We start from the raw sequence: 21390 nt of genomic DNA, 5'->3' as shown, positions 1-21390 counted from the left end.
ATCGCCACGATCCCGATGGGATGCTTTTTGATATAGCTGGCCATGGCACTCTCCCCTTCGCTGCCGATATATATAAGCTAACTCCTAACGATGGCCAAACGATGCCGGGTTCGCGCTAGAAAGAAGGAACAGGAGCGTTCCGCATTGGCCACACATTATAGCGCGCTATTCGTAAGCGCATCACGATCCTAGCTGCAAAAAGCCCAACAGGGAGTTTCCAGGTGATCGAGCGCTTAGCTAGTGTGACTTTTTCAGCGTGAAAAAGGGCACACCAGCCAAGATGCGCAGGTTTAGCGAGCGTTTGCTAAAAATCTGGGTACGCGAAGTATAATATCGCCCCTTCTTGACCGCGCGAACAAAGTTCGAACACAGTGGGCGCATGCCGTCCGCCACGGATCCCGCGCCCCTGGCCTCGCCGGCCAACCCGGCGATCGACGACGCGACCGCGCTGATGCGCGGCGCGGCGCGGCTGATGTTCGATCTCGGCGTCAATCCGATCGCCGAGTTCGCCCTGCCCTGCGGCCGGCGCGCCGATCTCGCCGGGCTCGGCCGAAAGGGCGAGATCGTCATCGTCGAGATCAAGTCCGGCGTCGCGGATTTCCGCTCCGATCAGAAATGGCCGGACTATCTCGACTGGTGCGACCGCTTCTTCTTCGCGGTCTCGGATCGCTTTCCCGTCGAGATCCTGCCCGCCGAGCCCGGGCTCATCATCGCCGACGCCTTCGGCGCGGGGATCGTGCGCGAGAGCCCGGAGAGCCCGCTCGCGCCGGCCCGCCGCAAGGCGCTCACGCTGAGGTTCGCGCGCACCGCCGCCGAGCGCGCCATGCGGAGCCTGCGGACGCCGGACTGACGGCGCACCGACGACGAACCGACGGCGGCGCGCTCGCCGTTCAGTTGACCTCCGCTCCCGCGTTAACCATTGTTCGCGTCGGGGAGAGGGGGTGTCGTCATGATCAATCTGTTCATACGCGCGATCGTCGCCGCTGCGCTCGCCGGCATCGCGGCGACCGCCGCGCTGACCGGCCTGGACCGGCTCGCCGGATCGGAGCCGCGCGCCTGGGACCTGCGCACCAGCGCCGAAGGCCAGGAATTCGTCGAGGTCGCCGAGGCGCGCCCGCGCCGCGGGCCGACGCCCGACTGGGTCGATCCCGTCGCGATCCCGGACCCGGACGCCGCCGAGGCCGCCCGCATCCAGGGCGTGCGCGTCCTCTTGTGGGACCAGCAGTACGAGGGCGCGGACGAGACCCCGACCTCGTTCAACCGCACGGTCTTCCAGGTGATGTCGGCGGCCGGCGCCCGGACCGCCTCGACCTACAGCTACGAGTTCGACCCCGCCCACCAGGACCTGGTCCTGCACGAGGCGGTCGTGCATCGCGACGGCGCGCGGCTGGACCGGATGGACGACCTCGTCGTCACCATGACGCGCCCGCAGGCCGATCTCTCCACGGCCATGGTCACCGGAGCGGTCGCCGCGCTGGTGCGCGTGCCGGACGTGCGCGCCGGCGATCTCGTCGAGCTGAGCTACAGCGTCGTCGGCGTGCACGACATGCTCGATCATGCGGCCAATTTCGCGCCGAGCGCGCCGTCCGCGCCGGTCGCGCACCTGCATGTGACCGCACGCCTGCCGGCGGGATCGAACGTGTCCGCCTTCGGCGCCTTCGCCGGGTATGACAGCGTCGAATCCGGCGGCGCGCAGGACGTGACGCTGCACGACGGCGCCTACGCGCCGACGGCCGTCGACCCGCTGATCCCGCCCTGGCGCTTCCCTGCGGATTTCGCGCTGATGAGCTCGCTCGACGGCTGGGAGCCGGTCGCCGAATGGGCCGCGCCCTATTACGAGCCGCAGGTCACCCCGGCGGTGGAAGAGATCGCCCGCGAGATCGCCGGGCGAACGCGCGACCCCGACGAACGAGTCGTCGAAGCGCTGCGCTTCGTCCAGCGCGAGATCCGCTATTTCGCCGTCTCGCTCGGCCAGGGCGGCTATCAGCCGATCAGCCCCGACGAGACGCTCCGGCTGCGCGAAGGCGACTGCAAGGCGAAGACGCTGCTGCTAATCTCGATCCTCGCCGCGCTCGACATCGACGCCGACGCCGCGCTCGCCAATCTCACGGTTGGGCGCGGGCTCGACGCGCTGGCGCCGTCGCCGCTGGCCTTCGACCACGTCATCGTAACGCTGGAGCGCGACGGCCGGCGCTACTGGCTCGACCCGACCCGGTCGGAGCAGGGCGGGAGCCTCGAAACGCTGAGCCAGGCCGATTACGGCTTCGCCCTGATCGCCGAGGTCGGTCAGACCGACCTGACCGCGATGGAGGTCGCGCCCGCCGCGCCGCTGCTCGAGGTGACCGAGCGCTATGTGCTCGACGCCGAGAACCCCGCCATGGCGCGCGCCGAGCTGAGCTGGCGCTATCGCGGCGGCTGGGCGGACGCCATTCGCCAGATCGAGGAGGTCTCCGGCCCGGAAGTCCTCGCCCGCAATCATGGCGCGATCTACGCCCAGCGCTTCGAGACCGAAACGGTGATCGAACCGTTCGCGCTGTCGAGCGATCTCGAGGCGAATGTGAGCGAGCTCTCGGGCGTCCGCCGGGTGCGGCTGCACGATCTGGGCGCGGGCCAGGCGCCGGTTTTCGCCTTCACCGCCCACGCCGCGACGCCGATGGCGGTGCTCGCCGCGCCGGGCCGCGAGGACCCGGTGCTGCTGCCCTACCCGCACCATGTGCGTCACCGCATCGAGGTGGTCGCGCCGTCAGGGACCGACGGGATCCGCCTGCCGGAGACCGAGACGCTGGAGTTCGTCAACGCCGCCTTCCGCCAAGCCAGCCGCATCGAACGCAGCGGCGCGGAGGTCGCGCTCGTCAATGAAGTCGAAGTGCTCGCCCCCGAGATCGCCGGCAAGGACGTCCGCCGCGCGCTCGAACATCAGCAGGCCGCGCTGTTCGCGATGCCGCTCATCATCGGCGATCCGAGCCGGGGCCTGGCGAGCCAGTCGCGCATGCGCGCGATCCTGCAGCCCTCGCTGTGGCCGACGAAGGCGTGGGAGCAGGAGAACCAGGCGTCGTGAATTAGCGCGGCGCCCGCTTGGCGAGAATCCGCTGCAGCGTGCGGCGGTGCATGTTCAGCCGGCGGGCCGTCTCCGAGACGTTGTGATCGCACAGCTCGAAGACGCGCTGGATGTGCTCCCAGCGCACCCGGTCCGCGCTCATCGGGTTCTCGGGCGGATCGGGCTTGGCGTCCGGCGAAGCCAGCAGCGCCTTTACGACGTCGTCGGCGTCGGCGGGCTTGGAGAGATAGTCGATGGCGCCGGACTTCACCGCGGCCACGGCGGTGGCGATGTTTCCGTAGCCGGTGAGCACCACGGCGCGGCAGTCGGCGCGACTGTCGTGGAGCGCCTTGACCACGTCCAGGCCGTCGCCGTCCTCGAGCCGGAGATCGACCACGGCGAAGGCCGGCGGATCGCGGCGCGCCAGGCTGATCGCCTCGCTCACTGTCTCCACGGTCGTGACCTCGAATCCGCGCGCGGTGAGCGCGCGGCCGAGCCGGTTGCGGAACGGCGCGTCGTCGTCGACGACCATGAGGGTCTTGTCTTCGGGCAGCTCAAGCTCGCCTGGCTCGGTCACGGTCTCCGGCCTCCTTGCGCGGATGTCGCGTTCTCACACGTTAGATAGGACAATTCGCCGCGAGAGCGAAGCCCGTCTTCGCTCATGCAGCACCGTCGCCCGCCGAGCGCTCCAGCGGCTTGCGCGGCAAGGCGATTACGACCCGCGCGCCGCCGCCTCGGCCGACATTCTCGAACCGGACCGACCCGCCCAGCCGTTCGACCAGCGTCTGAGCGATGAAAACACCGAGGCCCAGCCCGCCCTGGCCCGGTGAGGCCGGGCGCGTGGAGATGTAGGGCTCGCCGAGCTTGGCGAGCACCTCCGGGGGAAATCCCGGCCCGTCGTCGTCGATCGTCACCGTGATCGTGTCGGCGTCCCAGGCGCCGGTGACGGTGACCTGCGCGCGGGCGAAATCGATCGCGTTCTCGATGAAATTGCCCATGGCGTAGACCAGCTCGGCGCGGCGGCGCATCACCGGCGGCTCCGGCGCGTCGGGCGGCGGCTCGAGCTCGATGCGGATATCCGCGCCGAGCCCCTTCAGCGGCGCGGCGGCCTCGTCCATCGCCTCGCGCAGGCCGAGGCGCTCATGCATCTCGTCGCTCGCCTCGCGGGTCTGGGAGAGACGCTTGAGGATGTCGCGGCAGCGCTCGGCCTGGGAGACCAGGAGCTCGGCGTCCTCGCGCAACAGCTCGTCGTCGGAAGGCGCGGCGCGCGCCATCTCCTTGGCGGTGAGCTGGATCGTCGCCAGCGGCGTGCCCAGCTCGTGGGCGGCCGCGGCGGCCAGGGCGCCCAGTGCGGACAGGCGCTGCTCGCGGGCGAGCACCGTCTGCGTGGCCGCCAGCGCGGTGCTCATCCGGCGCGCCTCCGAGCCGACCCGCCAAGCGTAAACCGCGGTGAAGGCGATCGCGATGGCCAGCGCGGTCCAGATTGCCAGCTGGTACATGGTCGGCAGCACGACCGGCGCGGCGTCGCCCCAGGGCAGCGGCAGATGCACGACGCCGATCACGCCCGATCCGGCCGCGGCGATCGCGCCGAGCAGCAGCCACCAGCGCGGCGGCAGCGCGGCCACGCCGATGACGATCGGCGCGACGAGCATGACCGAGAAGGGATTGGTCAGCCCGCCGGTCAGACCCAGCAGCGCGATCAGCTGCACGACGTCGTAGGCGAGCTGGGCGAACGCCTCCCAGTCCTTGGCGAAGCGCTGGGTGGCCATCGCGAAGGAGAGCCAGGAATTGAGCCAGACGCTCGCCGCGATCACGCCCAGGCAGGGCCCGATCGGCAGGTCGAAGCCGAGGCCGTAATGTACGAAGAGCACGGTCAGCGTCTGGCCGGCGACCGCCAGCCAGCGCAGGATGATGAGCGTGCGCAGGCGCACGCGTCCGAACACGGCCACCAGGGCGGCGTCGGGAGCGGCGCGGTCGCGGCCGGGCTCGGCGATGTCGGCGTGCGCGTCGGGCATGTGCAGGCTGATGCTGGATTCGGCGGGAACGGGCTCCTAGTTTCGCGCCCGCTGCATGAGATGGAAAGCCCATGAACCGGTCGACGCGGCCCGATGACGCGCCCGCCGCGGAGGTCCGCGGCCTGACGAAACGCTTCGGCGCGGCGACCGCCGTCGACGACGTCGCCTTCACGATCGGGCGCGGCGAGACCGTCGCCCTGCTCGGCGGCAACGGGGCGGGCAAGACCACCACCATCGCCATGCTGCTCGGCCTGATCACGCCCAGCGCGGGAACGATCGCCGTGCTCGGTCACGACATCGCCCGCCAGGGCGCGGCGGCGCGGGCGCGGATGAATTTCCAGAGCCCCTATGTCGACCTGCCCAAGCGTCTCAGCGTGCGGCGCAACCTCACCGTCTACGCGCGCCTGTACGGCCTCGCCCGTCCCGCCGAGGCGGTCGCGCGGGTGTGCGCGGAGCTCAAGCTCGAACCGCTGATGGACCGGCGCACGGGATCGCTGTCGGCGGGCCAGTCGACGCGGGTCGGGCTCGCCAAGGCGCTGGTCAACGATCCGGATTTCCTGCTGCTCGACGAGCCGACGGCTTCGCTCGATCCCGACACCGCCGACTGGGTGCGCTCCGCGCTGGAGACCTGGCGGGCGCGCCATCGCGCCGCGATCCTGCTGGCCTCGCACAATATGGGCGAGGTCGAGCGCCTCGCCGATCGGGTGCTGATGATGAAGAGCGGGCGCATCGTCGACGACGCCTCGCCGCGCGCCCTGCTCGACAAGTACGGGCGGACGACGCTCGAGGAGGTCTTCCTCCATGTCGCGCGCGGAACCGCGGAGGACGCGGCGTGAACGCGCTGGCCTCGCGCATCCGCGCCCTGGTCGAACGCCAGTGGGTGCTGATCGCCGGCTCGTGGCCGCGCATGGTGGACCTGTTCTACTGGCCGCTGGTGCAGATCACGGTCTGGGGCTTCATCCAGCTGCACGTCTTCACCGCGATCGAGAACCCCGGCGCGGCCGTGCTCGCCGCCGTCCTCGGCGCGGTGCTTCTGTGGGATATCTGCTGGCGCAGCCAGCTCGGGCTTTCGCTGGCCTATTTCGAGGAGATCTGGTCGCGCAATCTCGGCAATCTGCTGGTCAGCCCGCTCAGACCCGGCGAGCTGCTGGCGAGCCTCATGGTGGTGTCGGTGACGAAGACGGCGCTGGCCATGATCCCCGCCGTTCTCGTGGCCGCCTTCGCGTTCGATTTCAATGTCTTCCGGCTCGGCGCGCCGCTCGCGCTATTCGTGCTGAACCTGGTCGTGTTCGGCTGGTCGCTGAGCCTCGCCGCGGCCGGCCTGGTGACGCGCTTCGGCCAGGGCGCGCAGGACATGCCGTGGGCGATCATGTTCGGCCTGACGCCGTTCTGCGCGGTCTATTATCCCGTCGCGACCCTGCCCGAGGTGTTGCAGCCGGTGGCCAATCTGCTGCCGCCGGCCCATATATTCGAGGGTCTCCGCGCGCTGGTGAACGACAACGCGTTCGCCGCGGGGCATCTGCTCGCCGCCGCGGCGCTCAACGCGGTCTGGATCGGCGGCGGGCTCTGGCTCTACTTCGCGCTGCTGCGCGCGTCGCGACGCAGCGGAACCCTGGTTCAGATCGGCGAGTGAGGTCGGCGATGAATTTCAGCAATCGTCCGGTATGGCTGCTTCCCGCGATCGCCGCGGCCGTCTCCCTGGTCGCGGTCTTCGCGATCCTCGCCGCCCGCGACATGGGCGGAAGCCAGGCCGGCGCGGCGCGGTCGGGGCCGGTCCGCGTCTCCGGCGAGGCCGATATCGGCGGGCCGTTCACGCTGGTGAACCATCACGGCGAGACCGTCACCGAGGCGGATTTCCGCGGCCGGCCGATGCTGATCTATTTCGGCTTCACCTACTGTCCCGACATCTGCCCGATGTCGCTGCAGGTGATGGGCGCGGCGCTGGATCAGTTGCCGGACGACATGGCCGAACGCGTCCAGCCCGTGCTGATCAGCGTCGATCCCGAGCGCGACACGCCCGAACAGCTGGCCCGGTACGTCGACTCCGAGGCCTTCCCCGACAACCTGGTCGGCTTGACCGGAACGCCCGCGCAGGTCCGTAATGCCGCCGACGCGTACCGGGTCTACTACGCGCGCATCGAATCGGAGGGGATGTCCGATTATCTGATGGACCATAGTTCGGTCATTTACCTGATGGACGGCGAGGGGAAGTTCGTCGAGGTGTTCCCGCACGGGACCGCGCCCGACGCGCTCGCGGACCGTCTTCAACACTTTCTAGAGGAAACCGCTGCACGCTCCTGACAGAGTCGCGCGGTAATTCGCCGCGCGCCGGCAGGACGCGCTCCGTCATGCTCTATTCGTTCGTCGAACTCACACGCGCCGCGATGCTGCCCTGGCGGGCCGCCGCCAACGTCACGCGCCGCGCGCTTCGCTCGCCCTTCCATCCCGCCTCCGACACGCTGGCCGGGCGCGCCGCGGCCGCCGCCGCCGACGTGTTCGAGAGCCTGACGCGCTATTACGGCAAGCCCGAATGGGGCGTCTCGCCGATCGAGATCGAAGGCGAACCCGTCGATATCGCGATCGAGTCCGTCTGGTCGAAGCCGTTCTGCGATCTGCTTCACTTCGACCGCGACCGCGACCAGCTCGCCCGCGCCCGCAAGACGAAGCCGGGCGCGATCGACGATCCCAAAGTGCTGCTGGTCGCGCCGATGTCGGGCCACCACGCCACGCTGCTGCGCGGCACGGTGGAGGCCTTCCTGCCCGATCACGAGGTCTACATCACCGACTGGACCGACGCGCGCATGGTCCCCGTGATCGAGGGCCGCTTCGATCTCGACGACTATGTCGACTATGTCCGCGAGATGATCGCGGCGATCCCGGGCGAGGTCCACGTCGTCGCGGTGTGCCAGCCGGGCCCGCCGGTGCTGGCGGCGGTCTCCCTGATGGCCGAGGACGGCGATCCCGCCCGGCCGGCCTCGATGACCTTCATGGGTTCGCCGATCGACGCGCGCGAGTCGCCTACGGTTCCCAACAAGCTGGCCGAGGAGCGGCCCTATTCCTGGTTCGAGAACAATCTCATCCACACCGTACCCGCGCCCTATCCCGGCGCGATGCGGCGGGTCTATCCGGGCTTTCTGCAGCTCACCGGCTTCATCAACATGAATTTCGAGCGCCATGTCGACGCCCACTACAAGTTCTTCAATCACCTGGTCGAAGGCGACGGCGACAGCGCGGAGAAGCATCGCGGCTTCTATGACGAGTATCTCTCGGTGATGGACCTGACCGAGGAGTTCTACCTCCAGACCATCCGGGACGTGTTCCAGGAGCACCGGCTGGCCCGGGGCGAGATGGTCCATCGCGGCCGGCCGGTCCGGCCCGAGGCGATCGCCGACGTCGCGCTGATGACCGTCGAGGGCGAGAAGGACGACATCTCCGGCATCGGCCAGACCCAGGCCGCCCATGCGCTGTGCGCGGGCCTGCCCGACGCGCTGCAGGAAGACCATGTCCAGGACGGCGTCGGCCATTACGGCGTGTTCAACGGCCGGCGCTTCCGCGAAGAGATCGCCCCGCGCATGAAGGCCTTCATGCGCAAGCACGCCGGTCGAGGCTCTGCGAAAAAGAAGAAGGCGGCGTAGGGCTCAGAGCCCCATCTGCTTGACGGCGAGATCCTTCATGATCTCCTCCGAGCCGCCGCCGATCGCCATCACCTTGACTTCGCGATAGATGCGCTCGACGGGCTGGCCCCGGAGATAGCCCGCCCCGCCCAGGATCTGCATGGCTTCGGACGCGCAGAACTCGGCGGTCTTGGAGGCGGCGAACTTCGCCTTGGACAGCTGGGCGACGGGCATCTCGGCCTCGTTGATCGCCCAGGCGATGTGCAGGAGATAACTCTCCAGCGCGTCGATCTTCGCGCTCATCTCCGCGATCTTGTGGCGGACCGCCTGGTGCTCGATCAGCCTGCGCCCGAACGTCTGGCGGGCCTGCGCCCAGCCGACGGCCTCGGCGAGGCAGCGCTGCGCCATGCCGAGGCAGCCGGCGGCCAGCGCCAGGCGCTCGTAGTTGAAATTGTTCATGATCGACAGCAGGCAGGCGCCCTCCTCGCCGAGCTGGTTCTCGGCGGGCACGAAGCAGTCGTCGAAATGCAGCGTCGCGGTGTCCGACGCCCACCAGCCCATCTTGCGCTCGATGGGCGTGCGCGCGAAGCCCTCGGCGCCGGCCTCGACGAGAAACAGCGAGATCCCGCCGAAGCCTTCGCCGCCGGTGCGCGCGCCGACGACGTAATAGCCGGCCTTCATCCCGCCGGTGATGAAGGTCTTCTCGCCCTTGAGCCGCCAGCCGTTCCCGTCGCGCTTCGCCGTCGTCTTCATGCGGGAAAGATCCGAGCCGCCCGAGGGCTCGGTCATGGCCAGCGCCCCGCCGGCGCGTCCCGAGACGATCTCGGGCAGGACGCGCTTCTTGATCGCCTCGCTCGCCAGCTCGACGATCGGCGCGGTCATGATGTTGCGCGATCCCAGCGAGGCGTTGACCCCGCCCGCGCCCGTCCAGGCCAGCGCGATCCCGCTGTCCAGCCGCATCAGCGCGTCGTCGAAGCCGAGCCCGCCATAGTCGGCGGGAATGCCGAAGCCGAACAGGCCGATCTCGCCGGCCTTCTCGTGCAGGCTCCAGGGAAAGTCGCCGGCCTCGTCCCAGTCGTCGGCGAAAGGCTCGATCTCCTCGCGGGCGAAGCGGCGGACGGTCTCGCGCCAGGCGCGGCGCTCGGGCGTGTCGAAGGGGCTCTGCATGGGCGGGCTCCGGGGCTGGAGCGGCGAGCGTAGCGGCTTTCGCCGACCCCTGTCAGCGGGGCGGGGGCGCGCGTCCCTCCTTCTTCCGCGAAAGGCCCTCATCCTGAGGGCCCCGATCCCCGTCCTTCGAGACGGCCGCTCCGCGGCCTCCTCAGGATGAGGGGATCGGGGCGTCTCGAAGGACGAGGGCCGAGTGGCATAGCAGCCCTTGAACCCCCGGCCGCGCAGCGAGCCGGGGCCTCGCGGCGATCAATCGCGAGGCGGTCCCGGATCGCGCCTGCGGCGCGTCCGGGATTTCAGCTCACCCCGCGCCAGCCCTCCCCCGCTCGCGGGGGAGGGTCGGGGTGGGGGCGCGGGCCAAGGGATGCGGCGCGGCCTTCCCCTCCTCCGCGCCGCGCGCTAGGTCCGCGCCATGGACGCCCCCGCCCTGGCCGCCTTCGCCGCGGCCATCTTCGTGCTCTTCTTCACCCCCGGCCCCGGCAACGCCGCGATGGTCGCGCGCACGCTCGACCGCGGCCCGGTCCACGGCTTCGTCTACGGGGCGGGGATCATCACCGGCGACATTTTCTGGCTGACGGTCGCGGTGACAGGGCTCACAGCGCTGGCGGGGTCGCTCGGCGGCTGGACCTGGGTCGCGAAACTGGCCGGGGCGGGCTTTCTCGGCTGGATGGCCTGGGGCGCGTTCCGCAATGCGCTCGACCCCGAGGCCGCCGCGCGCAGGGTCCGTCCGCGCACAAGGCTGGGGCTGGCGGCGACTTACGCCGCGGGCGTGGCGATGCCGCTGTCCAACCCCAAGCCGATCGTCTTCTACCTGTCCTTCCTGCCGGCCTTCTTCGACCTCTCCGCCGTCACGCCGGCGGTCTACGCGGCGATGATCGGGATGATGCTGGCGATGTATTTTCTCGTCGCCGGGGTGCATGTCGGCCTCGCCCACCGGGCGCGGGACTGGCTGACCTCGAAGGGCGTCAAGCGCTGGGCCGACGCGATCACCGGGACCATTCTCGCCGCCGTGGCGGTCGTGCTGCTTTTTCGCTAGCGCCTCGCGCGCGTACGTACGCGTGCGCGCGCATGCGTGCGCGCGATGGCCATGGGCCCCGACGCAGTTTAGAAGGGGCGCATGACGGATGAATCGAACCCCAATAACGGCGAATACGGCGCGGAATCGATCAAGGTCCTCAAGGGCCTCGACGCGGTGCGCAAGCGCCCCGGCATGTATATCGGCGACACAGACGACGGCTCGGGCCTGCACCACATGGTCTACGAGGTCGTCGACAACGCCATCGACGAGGCGCTGGCGGGCTATTGCTCGCAGGTCACCGTGACGCTGCACGCCGACGGCTCGGCCAGCGTCGAGGACGACGGCCGCGGCGTGCCCACCCAGATCCACGAGGAGGAGGGCGTCTCGGCCGCCCAGGTCATCATGACCCAGCTCCACGCGGGCGGGAAATTCGACCAGAACTCCTACAAGGTCTCCGGCGGTCTGCACGGCGTCGGCGTGTCGGTCGTCAACGCGTTGAGCGAATGGCTCGACATGACGATCTGGCGCGACGGCAAGGAACACTTCATGCGGTTCCGCCACGGCGAACCGGATAACGGCGAGGACCTCAAGGTCGTCGGCGACGCGCCGGACCGCTCGGGCACGCGCGTGCGCTTCCTGCCCAGCCAGGAGACCTTCTCCGACATCAATTTCGACCGCGCCCGGCTGCATCACCGGCTGCGCGAGCTCGCCTTCCTGAATTCCGGCGTCCGCATCGTGCTGCGCGACGAGCGCGAGGCCGAGCCGGTCGAGGAGGTGATGGAGTATGACGGCGGCGTCGCGGCCTTCGTGGCCCATCTCGACCGCACCAAGCACCCGCTCTTCCCCGACCCGGTGCTGTTCACCGGCGAGCGCGAGGGCGTCAGCGTCGACATCGCGATGCAGTGGAACGACAGCTACCACGAGACGGTGCTGTGCTTCACCAACAACATCCCCCAGCGCGACGGCGGCACCCACCTCGCCGGCTTCCGCGGCGCGCTCACCCGGGTGATCAACAACTACGCCGCCAGCTCGGGCATCGCGTCCAAGGCCAAGGTCGCCATCACCGGCGACGACGCGCGCGAGGGGCTGACCTGCGTTCTGTCGGTGAAGGTCCCCGACCCGAAATTCTCCTCCCAGACCAAGGACAAGCTGGTCTCTTCCGAGGTTCGCCCGGCCGTCGAGGGCCTGGTCTATGAAAAGCTCACCGAGTGGTTCGAGGAGCACCCCGCCGAGGCCAAGTCGATCATCACCAAGATCGTCGAGGCCGCGACCGCGCGCGAGGCCGCGCGCAAGGCCCGCGAGCTGACGCGCCGCAAGTCCGCGCTCGACATCACCTCGCTGCCGGGCAAGCTCGCCGACTGTCAGGAGAAGGATCCGGCGAAGTCCGAGCTGTTCATCGTGGAGGGCGACTCCGCGGGCGGATCGGCCAAGCAGGGCCGGCACCGGAATTTCCAGGCCGTGCTGCCGCTTCGGGGCAAGATTCTCAATGTCGAGCGCGCGCGCTTCGACAAGATGCTGTCATCCGACCAGATCGGCACGCTGATCACGGCGCTCGGCACCGGCATCGGGCGCGACCAGCTCGATATCGACAAGCTGCGCTACCACAAGGTCATCATCATGACCGACGCCGACGTGGACGGCGCCCATATCCGCACGCTGCTGCTGACCTTCTTCTACCGGCAGATGCCCGAGCTGATCGAGCGCGGCCATCTCTACATAGCCCAGCCGCCGCTCTACAAGGTCGCGCGCGGCAAGTCGGAACGCTACATGACCGACCAGGCCGAGATGGACAACTCGCTGATCGAGGAAGGCTCCCACGAGGCCAGCCTCGAACTCGAGAACGGCGAGGTGCTCACCGGCGCCGACCTCGCCGAACGCGTCAAGCAGGCCCGCGGCGTGGTGCTCGCGCTGGAGCGGCTGACCGCCCGCGCGCCCGCCTTCGCGCTCGAGGCCGCCGCGCTGTCGGGCGCGCTGCATCCCGACGTCACGCAGGACCAGGCCGACGCGACGGCGGCCCGGCTGGCGCGGTCGTCCGACGAGGGGGAGCAGGACTGGCATGGAACCGTCGCGCCCGAGGGCGCGCTGGTGCTCAAGCGCGAGGTGCGCGGGGTGACCGAGACCGTCGTGCTCGACGAGAAGATCCTCGCCAGCCCCGACGCCAAGCGCCTGCAGGAACGCGCGGGCGCGATCGCCGGCGATTACGACGGCCCGGCGGTGTTCCGCCGCAAGGACGTCGACACCGTGGTCTACGGGCCGTGGGGGCTCGTGGAGACCGTTCAGAAGGCCGGCGCCAAGGGCATGAAGATCCAGCGCTACAAGGGGCTGGGCGAGATGAACCCGGACCAGCTCTGGGAGACCACGCTCGATCCCGAGGCGCGCTCGCTGCTCCAGGTCTCGATCAAGGAGGCCGACACCGCCGACGAGCTGTTCTCCCGGCTCATGGGCGACGTCGTCGAGCCCCGCCGCGAGTTCATCCAGGAATTCGCGCTCGAAGCCGAGGTGGATGTTTGATCGCATTGAAATCCCGGACGGCGCGCAGCGCCGATCCGGGACCTCGTCGCGATTAACCTCCATGAGGCCCCGGCTCTCGCTCCGCTCGGCCGGGGTTTCAGGAACTGAGCTGAACTGAAATCCCGGAAACGGCGAAGCCGTTATCCGGGACCTCCCGGCGATTGTCCTCCCAGAGGCCCCGGCTCTTCCTGCGGTCGGCCGGGCTTTCAGGTCAGCAGATCCGGATAGAGGTCGCGCCAATCCGGATTGACCGACTCGATCAGTTCGATCTTCCAGGCGCGCCGCCATTTCTTCATGCGGCGCTCGCGTTCAGCCGCCCCCATAACGTCGACATGCCCCTCGAAATAGACGAGCCGGGTCAGATTGTACTTTGCGGTGAAGCGGCTGCCGGCGCCGCAGCGATGCTCCCACATGCGGCGGATCAGCTCGGCGTTGCACATGCCGATATAGAGAACCCCATACGGCCGGTTGGTGAGGATATAGACCCAGGCGCCGTACATCGCCGAACTCGAGTTGCGCGATTAACGACTTTTGATTGTATTTGAACTCCCGGAAGTCGCGAAGCGGCGATCCGGACCTCGTGGCGGAGATCCTCCCGGAGGCCGCGGCTCTCCCTTCGGTCGGCCGGGGTTTCAGTGCTGCAATGTGGATGAAATTCCGGACGGCGCGCAGCGCCGATCCGGGACCTCGTCGCGATTGACTTCAAAGAGGCCCCGGCGCTCGCTTCGCTCGGCCGGGGATTCAGGGATGAATCAGCCTCAAACCTTCTCCACCACGCGCTTGAGCGCGTCGCGCACCTCGCCGGCGATCGCGCCCAGAGAGTCGTTCTCCACGGCCTGCATCGAGGCGACGGGATCGACGGCGGCGATCTCGGTTCCGCCCTTCGCCTCCTGGAGAATGACGTTGCAGGGCAGCATGACGCCGATCTTGTCCTCGGCCTGAAGCGCCTGGTGGGCCATCTCCGGGTTACAGGCGCCGAGGATGCGATAGGGGCGGAAATCGCGGCCGATCTTGGCCTTGAGCGTAGCGGCCACGTCGATCTCGGTGAGCACGCCGAAGCCCTCGGACTTCAGCGCCTCGCGCACGCGCGTCTCGACGGCGTCGACGTCGGTCTCGGGCACGGTGCGGGCGATGTAGTAGCTCATGGACTCTCTCCTGTTTCGCCGGAAACGCGCGCGGATCGGCGGAGTTCCGGAGCGGCCTCAACTCCGCTCGGTCCTTGGGCTTCCCCGCCTTCGCGGGGACAGGTGACCCAATGATCAGTCATCAATGACCGCGCAGGCAATTCCGAAGGCCCTCGTTCTTCGAGACGCCCCGATCCCCTCATCCTGAGGAGGCCTGTCCCCTCGTGCTTCGAGACGCTCGCTGACGCTCGCCCTCAGCATGAGGGAACAGGCCGTCTCGAAGGACGGGGATCGGGGCCCTCAGAGCCTGCTCCGGACTTGATCCGGGGGCGAGGGCCTTGTGACGCCTGAATTCCGGGCCGCCCCCTACTCCGCCGGCGCGTCCCCGCCGGCCTCGTAGCCGTCCATCAGCTCCTGCATCAGGAAGGTGTACTCGAGCGCGAGGCGCCGCGCGGTCTCGCGCAGATTGGCCGCGGCGGAATGGCCGCCCTCGATGTTCTCGTAATACAGGACGTCCTCGCCGAGCGCGTCGAGCAGATAGGCCATCTTGCGGGCGTGGCCCGGGTGGACGCGGTCGTCCTTCGTCGAGGTCAGAAGGAAGAGCGGGGGATAGTCCGTCTCCGGATCGACATTGTGCAGCGGCGAAATCGAGCGCAGGAAGGCGCGCTCGTCGGGGTTCTCGTCCGGGAAGCCGTACTCGTCCTGCCAGCTCGCGCCCGCCAGAAGCAGGTGGAAGCGCAGCATGTCGAGCAGCGGCACTTGGCTGATCACCGCGCCCCAGAGATCGGGCCGCTGGGTGTACATCACGCCGGTGAGCAGGCCGCCATTGGAGCCGCCCTGCACGGCGAGCTGGTCGGACGTCGTCACGCCCCCGGCGATAAGGTCCTCGGCCACCGCGATCATGTCGTCATAGATGCGCTGGCGATTGGTCCTGAGGCCGGCCTGGTGCCATTCGGGGCCGAACTCGCCGCCGCCGCGGATATTGGCGAGCACGAAGGTCCCGCCATTCTCCAGCCACAGCCGGCCGCGCGTGCCCGAGTAGGACGGGTCGAGGCTGACCTGGAAGCCGCCATAGCCGTAGAGCAGCGTCGCGCCCGGCTCGGTCCGGCCTTCCGGACGGACGACGAAATAGGGGATCATCGTTCCGTCGGCGCTCTCGGCCTCGCGCTGTTCGACGGTGAAGCCCGACGCGTCGAACCAGTTCGGCAGCGCCTTCGCCGGCTCGAGGCTCAGCGTCTCCGGCTCGACGCGATAGAGCGTGTCCGGCGTGAGATAGCCCTCGGCCTGGACGAAGGCGATCTCGGAGTGGTCGTCGGTCGCGACGATGTTGATCGCGCTGTTGTCGGGCGCGTCCACCGGCTCGCTGCTCCAGCCCGAGTCTTCGGAGAAGGTGAAGGCCTCGAGCGAGCCCACGACGTTGCGGTTGATCACCATGTAGAGCCGGCTCGCCGTCGTGCCCATGCCGCCGACGGATTCGCGCTCGCCCGGCGCGTAGACGGTGTGAATCTCGGGCAGCTGGCCGGACTCGGCGAATTCGCTCATGGAGAAGGACAGCACCGCGCCGGTGGCGTAGGTCGGCCCGCCCTCGACCGGCGTCCAGTCCTGCTCGATCGTGAACAAGAACTGGTCGCCGAACAGGCCGCGCGGGCTCGATTTCGGCGGCAGCGGCATGCGCACGGGCTCGCCGCGGGCTTCGTCCGGCAGCAGCCAGTACGCGCTCTCGAAGAAGGTGTTGGATTCGATGGCGACGAAGTACGGATCCTCGTCGGCGTACTGGAAGCGCGCCGGCCAGACGCCGACATCGCTGGCGTCGCCGGAGATCACCGTTTCGGCGTCTTCGATCGGGGTTCCCCGCTCCCAGCGCTTGATGACGAAGGGATAGCCCGACGTGGTCGTCTCGTCCGGATCGAGCGCGGTGGCGATCAGGAGCGCGTCCCGGTCGATCCAGGTCGTCGCCCCCTTGGTCTCGGCGATCTCGAAGCCGTCCGCGACGAAGCTCTGCGAGGGAATGTCGAACTCGCGGCGCACCGCGGCGTCGGACCCGCCGTCCGACAGGGTCAGGATGCAGCGGTTATAATCCGGCGCCAGGCAGCTCGCGCCCTGCCAGACCCAGTTCGTGTCTTCTTCCTCGGCCAGCGCGTCGAGATCGAGCACGACCTCCCACTCCGGGGCGTCGGTCATGTAGCTCTCGGGCGAGGTGCGCCGCCAGATCCCGTGGGTGTGCTCGGCGTCGCGCCAGAAATTCCAGAGCTGGCCGCCGCGCACGCCCGGATAGGGAATGCGCGCATCGCTCTCGACGATCTCGAGCGCCTGCTCGTAGAGCCGGTCATAGCGCGGATCGGCCTGCAGCCGGCCCAGCGAGCGCTCGTTCATCGAACGGGCGAACTCGAGCGCGCGCTCGCCCTCGACCTCCTCGAGCCAGACAAGCGGCGTCTCCTCGGCCTGGATCGCGGCGTTCAATTCGGCGCCGGACATCTCGCTCGCGTCGGTCTCGGTCTCTGCAGTCACGTCGGCGTCCTCTTCGGCGGGCGGCTCGCAAGCGGCGAGCGCCAGCACGGCGGCCGCGGCGGACAGGATCAGGCGCGTCTGGCGCATGAAGTCGATCTCCCGGAAATGTCGTGAACCCTCGCGCGCATTCAAGCGCGCGCCGGGCGAGGCGTCAAAGGCCTCGACTACCCCTCCGACGCCTCGTCGGCCTGGTTGTATTTGAGCGTGATCGGCACGCTGGCCATGGCGAAGATCAGCGTGAGCGGCATCACGCCCCAGAACTTGAAATTCGCCCAGAAGGCCTCGCTGATCGCGAACCAGTCGAACCAGCGCGCGCTCGCGCTCACCGTGGAGTCGGTGATGTGGCGCCAGAGGAACTCGTTGAGCAGCGCCAGGAACTGGAAGAACACCGCCCAGCGGATGGCGAGTATCGTCCAGACCCGCTCGGGCAGCGAGAACAGCGATCCGAACAGCGCCTTCCACACATTGAAGCCGAACGCGAAGCTGATGAGGATCGCATACGAGAAGATCAGGTTGATGATGGTCGGCTTGAGATAGATGAAGATCGGGTCGCGCAGATAGATCGTCATGCCGCCGAACAGCATGACGATGACGAAGGTCACCACGAGCATGGGCGGGAAGCGCTTCTGGGCGGTCACCGAGACGACGAGCGCCAGCGCCGTGGCGGCCATGAACGTCCCCGTCGCCCAGTAGATCGCCATGTCGCCGGCCATGCGGTTGGCGACGTTGTAGACGATCATGAAGACCGCCACCGGCCCCACGTCGACCAGCAGCTTCGAGCCCTGGCCCAGCGTTTCGGCGTTCTTGCTCATGCGCGGCGCGCTCCCTCGGTCAGCCCCCGCCGCCCTGCATGCCTCAATACGACGGCGATGGCCAGACGGATGCGGCGGGACTCAGCCCGCGCTGCGGCCCCAACGGGCCCGCCAGCCGCGCTCGTCGACATGGACGAAGGGGCCGTGGGCGGACGTCGAGCCGTAGTCGCCGAGACCGCCGAGATAGGGCGCGAAATTCGGCGTGTCCGACAGCTCTTCGACCAGCTCGTACAGCGCCGCGGCGTCGGCGGGCGTGACCTGCCCGTCGCCGTCGAGATCGTCCATGATCCCGTCGCCGTCGGCGTCGATATAGATGTCGGCCGCCCCGCCATAGATGTGGCGGGAATAGCGGCCGTTGCCGATCGCGGCGTTGTAGGCGGGCGTGCGGTAACCGCTCATCACCGTGAAGGTGTCGGCGCGCCAGCCGCGGTCGTTGGCCGCTTCGAGCAGCACTTCGAGCTTGGCCAGCAGCCGCTCGCTCAGCACCAGGTAGGGCGCGCCGTCGGCGGGCTGCTTGCACAGGAACTGGCCGAGCGTGAAGTGCGGCGAGATCTGCAGGTTTCGCAGATCCTCGGAGACCTCGGCGAAATGCCGCGGGGGCAGGTAGTTCTCGCGGCCGCGATAGGGCTCGGAGGGGTAGCGGCCCAGCCGATAGCCGTTGATGGCGTCGCCGCTGTCGGGATCGTGGGCGTGCATGACGATCAGGTTCAGGCGCATCGCCGCGCCCGCGCCGTCGATCAGGTCGACAACGGTCAGGCCGGGCGTCTCCGGGGCGGTCCAGTCGAGAGTGCGCGAGGCGGGCCGCGACGCGCCGCCCGTTCGCCAGACCAGCGGCCGGTCGGCGCGGATCGCGACCGTCTCGCCGGGCTCGGCGAAGATCGTGAACACCTCGAGATCGACCGAGAGACCGTCGCGAATGGAAAGCGAGATCGGCGTGCGCCCGGGATCGAAGGCGTCAGCCCGGGCCGGCGACGTCAGCATCAGCGCCGTCGGAATAAGGAATGCACACAGGGCGATCAGTCTCGGAATCGGGCTCATGATCCTCCTCGTTCCGCGCCGGAGCCTCCAGCGCGGCGATCAGCGCCCCGTCCCGGCCATATAGGTCCTCGAGGAAGCGCACGCCAGACTCTCCGTCAGCGACCACCGTCCAGTAGACGATGTGCACGGGGAGAGACTCCGCGAGTTCTCCCGGCGTCGCCTGCGCGCCTTCGGCGGTCTTGCGGACCCGTTGCGGCGGCCAGGCCGGCGTGTCCTGCAGCGCCCAGTCGGCGAGCTTCATCACGTCGCGGACGCGGATGCAGCCCGAGGAGAAGGCCCGCCTTTCGCGGTCGAACAGCTCCCGGTTCGGCGTGTCGTGGAGATGCACGCCATGGGGCGCGTCGAGCAGCAGCTTGATCTCGCCCAGCGCGTTGAGCGGGCCCGGCGCCTGGCGCAGCCGGTAGGGGAAGGCCTCCGCCGAGACGCTGTTCCAGTCGATCGTGTCGGGATCGACGATGTCGCCCGTGCGGTCGACGACCTGGAATCCCAGCCGCCTCACCTCGGCGGGATCGCGGCGAAAGCTCGGCAGCTCGTCCAGGATCGCGATCGAGAACGGCGTCTCCCACCAGGGATTGATGACGAAGCGCTGCAGCGGCGCGGAGAAGGCCGGCGTCGAACGGGAAGGCTGGCCCACGATGACGTCGTGGACGCGCTCGACCGCGCCGTTCGACCGGGCCTCGAGCCGGAAGGCGGGGATATTGACGACGATGCGCCGGCCGCCGTTCTCGCGCATGAGCCAGCGGCGGCGCTCGAGATTGACGCGGATCCGCGCGGCCCGCTCGGCGGGGTCGAGATTGAGCGCGGCGAGGGTGAGCGGCCCGACGACGGCGTCGGGCTCGAGCCCCGCCTGGCGCTGGAATTCCTGCACCGCGCGGGCCAGCCCGTCGTCGAAGCGCGGAGCGCCGCCGGGGTCCGCCGCGTGGAGGCCGTTCGCCCTCAAGCGTGCGCGCAGCATCTCGACGCGCCGGCCCTTGTCGCCGGGACGCAGCGCGTCTCCGGCCGGCACGTCCGGCGGCGCGTCCGTCGCCGCGCCGGCGAGGATCTCGTAGCGGGCCAGCGCCGCCCGCAGCGCGGCGTATTCGGCGTCCTGCGGCGCCAGCGCCTCCAGGCTCTCGATGACGCGATCCGTCGCGAGCGCCTCGCGCAGGCGCAGGGCGAGATCGTGGTTCGGCGGACGCGCCGGGCGATCGGGCTCGAACCGGTGCGGGTCGAGCCGGCCCTGGTCGAGATGGCAGGCGAGCCTCAGCCAGGCCCGCGTCGCGGCGCGCTCGGCGGCGTGCGAAGCCAGGCGCGGATCGCGGGCGCGCAGCGCCTCGAAGCCGTAATCGGCGGGATCGAGGCCGTGGCTCGCCGCGCCGCGCACCGCTTCGACCAGCGCGGAGTAACGATGCGCATTGTCGGGTCCGGTCCAGACCGGCCGATCGGCACGCGCGGCGTGGAAACGCGTCTCGGCGTCGGCGACGCGGGCCGCGCAGTGCTCCGAGGCGCGCGCCGGCGCGGCGCCCGCCGCGAGGACGAACACGCAAGCGATGGCGATGCGAAAGGCCAGGCCGGTCATGGGGACCCCGCAGACGGCGCGTTCCCCCGATGTCCTAGCACGGGCGCGCCGCGCGCCGGTACGGGCGCGCCTACGCCATCTGCAGGATCGCCAGCCCGAGGGCGAGCACGATCGCGAGAACGGTTCGCCGCAGCCCGAACGGCTCCTTGAGCACCAGCGCGGCGAGGATCGCGCCGAACACGATCGAGCTCTCGCGCATCGCCGCCATCGGGGCGACCGGCGCGAGCGAGAAGGCGAACAGGGCCAGCCCGTAGCTGCCCGCGCCGAACACCGCGCCGAGCGTCGCGCCCGCGCCTTCGGACCGCATGAGGCCGGGCAGGCGCCGGCCGCGGCGGACAAGCGCGGTCAGCGTGATCGGGATCGCGGTGATCAGGAAGAACCAGGCGACATAGACCAGCGGGTTTCCCGCCGCCCGCGCGCCGGAGGCGTCATTGACCGAGTAGAGCGCCGTCATGGAGGCGGCGACCAGCGCGAAGCCGAGCGCGGCGGCCTTGGGCGCGCCGTCCTTCTCCGGCCAGCCGAAGCCGATCACGGCCGCCGAGGCGATCGCCAGTCCCAGCCCGCTCAACGGCCCCAGCGGCTCGCCGAGGATGAAGGCCGCCGCGACGCCCGCCAGCGCCGGCGCGGCGCCGCGCATGACGGGATAGACGAGGCTCATGTCGCCGCGCTCGTAGGCCGCGATCGTGGCCATCTGGAAAAGCCAGTGAATGACCGCGCCGATCAGCAGGAAGCGGAACGCCTCCCAGCCCGGCGGCGGGAACAGCACGAAAACCGGAGAATAGAGCGCGACGCCGACGAGCATCAGCACGGCCCGGAACACGAGCTTGTCCGGCGACCGCTTGGTCAGCAGGCTCATCACCGCGTGCAGCAGCGCCGAGCCCAGCATCGCCGCGGCGCCGAGAAGGGCGGGATCGGTCATGGCGGCGTTCTAGGGCGTTTCGCGGGCGGGGGCAGCGGAAAGCTGGCTGAAATCCCGGACGGGCCGCAG

General features: G+C 69.3%; 18 protein-coding genes. 8 read left to right on the top strand and 10 right to left on the bottom strand.

From position 1 onward, the window contains the following. Window positions 1-379: 379 nt before the first annotated feature. The gene (locus DDZ18_RS02890; protein ID WP_109251841.1) at window positions 380-850 is read left to right on the top strand and encodes an MmcB family DNA repair protein; all 471 of its coding nucleotides are present in this window, start codon (window positions 380-382) and stop codon (window positions 848-850) included. A gap of 99 nt (window positions 851-949) precedes the next feature. After that, window positions 950-3058: a DUF3857 domain-containing protein gene (locus DDZ18_RS02885; RefSeq protein ID WP_109251840.1), complete on the top strand. Its 2109-nt coding sequence runs from the start codon at window positions 950-952 to the stop codon at window positions 3056-3058. Between the two features lies 1 nt (window position 3059). Here the strand turns inward: DDZ18_RS02885 and DDZ18_RS02880 are convergent, their stop codons facing one another. Both DDZ18_RS02880 and DDZ18_RS02875 read right to left on the bottom strand, forming a co-directional pair. Beyond that, entirely contained in the window at window positions 3060-3569 is a 510-nt protein-coding gene (locus tag DDZ18_RS02880; protein WP_109252211.1) for an ActR/PrrA/RegA family redox response regulator transcription factor, read from the bottom strand. 127 nt (window positions 3570-3696) lie between these two features. Further along, window positions 3697-5052 carry an ActS/PrrB/RegB family redox-sensitive histidine kinase gene (locus tag DDZ18_RS02875; RefSeq protein ID WP_109251839.1) on the bottom strand — a complete coding sequence of 452 codons (1356 nt, stop codon included), beginning with the start codon at window positions 5050-5052 and terminating at the stop codon, window positions 3697-3699. Between the two features lie 71 nt (window positions 5053-5123). Here DDZ18_RS02875 and DDZ18_RS02870 point away from each other — a divergent pair, with 71 nt between their 5' ends. From DDZ18_RS02870 to DDZ18_RS02855, 4 genes are read left to right on the top strand one after another with little or no spacing between them, the layout of a single operon-like run. Continuing rightward, complete coding sequence (locus DDZ18_RS02870; protein ID WP_109251838.1) at window positions 5124-5888, top strand: ABC transporter ATP-binding protein; 765 nt, start codon at window positions 5124-5126, stop codon at window positions 5886-5888. Next, window positions 5885-6685 carry an ABC transporter permease gene (locus DDZ18_RS02865; protein ID WP_109251837.1) on the top strand — a complete coding sequence of 267 codons (801 nt, stop codon included), beginning with the start codon at window positions 5885-5887 and terminating at the stop codon, window positions 6683-6685. Before DDZ18_RS02870 ends, DDZ18_RS02865 begins: the two co-directional genes overlap by 4 nt. A gap of 8 nt (window positions 6686-6693) precedes the next feature. After that, entirely contained in the window at window positions 6694-7353 is a 660-nt protein-coding gene (locus tag DDZ18_RS02860) for an SCO family protein (protein WP_109251836.1), read from the top strand. Window positions 7354-7400: 47 nt separating this feature from the next. After that, window positions 7401-8687, top strand: coding sequence for a polyhydroxyalkanoate depolymerase (locus DDZ18_RS02855; protein WP_109251835.1), 1287 nt, complete (start codon window positions 7401-7403; stop codon window positions 8685-8687). 3 nt (window positions 8688-8690) lie between these two features. Here DDZ18_RS02855 and DDZ18_RS02850 read toward each other — a convergent pair whose 3' ends face one another. Continuing rightward, the gene (locus DDZ18_RS02850; RefSeq protein WP_109251834.1) at window positions 8691-9833 is read right to left on the bottom strand and encodes an acyl-CoA dehydrogenase family protein; all 1143 of its coding nucleotides are present in this window, start codon (window positions 9831-9833) and stop codon (window positions 8691-8693) included. A 412-nt stretch (window positions 9834-10245) separates the two neighbouring features. Between DDZ18_RS02850 and DDZ18_RS02845 the strand changes: the two genes are divergently transcribed. Together DDZ18_RS02845 and gyrB are read left to right on the top strand one after the other, a co-directional pair. After that, entirely contained in the window at window positions 10246-10869 is a 624-nt protein-coding gene (locus DDZ18_RS02845) for a LysE family translocator (RefSeq protein ID WP_109251833.1), read from the top strand. An 81-nt stretch (window positions 10870-10950) separates the two neighbouring features. Next, a complete protein-coding gene (gene gyrB / locus DDZ18_RS02840; protein ID WP_109251832.1) occupies window positions 10951-13362 on the top strand; it encodes a DNA topoisomerase (ATP-hydrolyzing) subunit B in 2412 nt (803 codons plus the stop codon). A gap of 206 nt (window positions 13363-13568) precedes the next feature. On the opposite strand, the gene DDZ18_RS02835 is transcribed toward gyrB, so the two are convergent. The 7 genes from DDZ18_RS02835 to DDZ18_RS02805 all read right to left on the bottom strand — a co-directional run bounded on the left by DDZ18_RS02835 (window position 13569) and on the right by DDZ18_RS02805 (window position 21321). Continuing rightward, window positions 13569-13862, bottom strand: a complete 294-nt coding sequence (locus DDZ18_RS02835) for a GIY-YIG nuclease family protein (protein ID WP_109251831.1) — start codon at window positions 13860-13862, stop codon at window positions 13569-13571. 258 nt (window positions 13863-14120) lie between these two features. Beyond that, window positions 14121-14507, bottom strand: a complete 387-nt coding sequence (locus DDZ18_RS02830; RefSeq protein WP_109251830.1) for a DUF302 domain-containing protein — start codon at window positions 14505-14507, stop codon at window positions 14121-14123. Window positions 14508-14852: 345 nt separating this feature from the next. Next, complete coding sequence (locus DDZ18_RS02825; protein ID WP_109251829.1) at window positions 14853-17081, bottom strand: prolyl oligopeptidase family serine peptidase; 2229 nt, start codon at window positions 17079-17081, stop codon at window positions 14853-14855. 77 nt (window positions 17082-17158) lie between these two features. Then, complete coding sequence (locus DDZ18_RS02820) at window positions 17159-17806, bottom strand: inner membrane-spanning protein YciB (RefSeq protein WP_109251828.1); 648 nt, start codon at window positions 17804-17806, stop codon at window positions 17159-17161. Window positions 17807-17887: 81 nt separating this feature from the next. Beyond that, a complete protein-coding gene (locus DDZ18_RS02815; RefSeq protein ID WP_158272045.1) occupies window positions 17888-18787 on the bottom strand; it encodes a D-Ala-D-Ala carboxypeptidase family metallohydrolase in 900 nt (299 codons plus the stop codon). Next, window positions 18762-20402, bottom strand: coding sequence for a L,D-transpeptidase family protein (locus DDZ18_RS02810; RefSeq protein ID WP_109251826.1), 1641 nt, complete (start codon window positions 20400-20402; stop codon window positions 18762-18764). Before DDZ18_RS02810 ends, DDZ18_RS02815 begins: the two co-directional genes overlap by 26 nt. A 70-nt stretch (window positions 20403-20472) precedes the next feature. Beyond that, window positions 20473-21321 carry a DMT family transporter gene (locus DDZ18_RS02805; protein WP_109251825.1) on the bottom strand — a complete coding sequence of 283 codons (849 nt, stop codon included), beginning with the start codon at window positions 21319-21321 and terminating at the stop codon, window positions 20473-20475. Between the last annotated feature and the right edge of the window lie 69 nt (window positions 21322-21390).

It is taken from the genome of Marinicauda salina (assembly GCF_003122085.1).
GTDB classification, from domain to species: domain Bacteria; phylum Pseudomonadota; class Alphaproteobacteria; order Caulobacterales; family Maricaulaceae; genus Maricicauda_A; species Maricicauda_A salina.
Note: the sequence above shows the minus strand (reverse complement) of the source record. Positions and strands in the feature narration are given on the sequence as shown.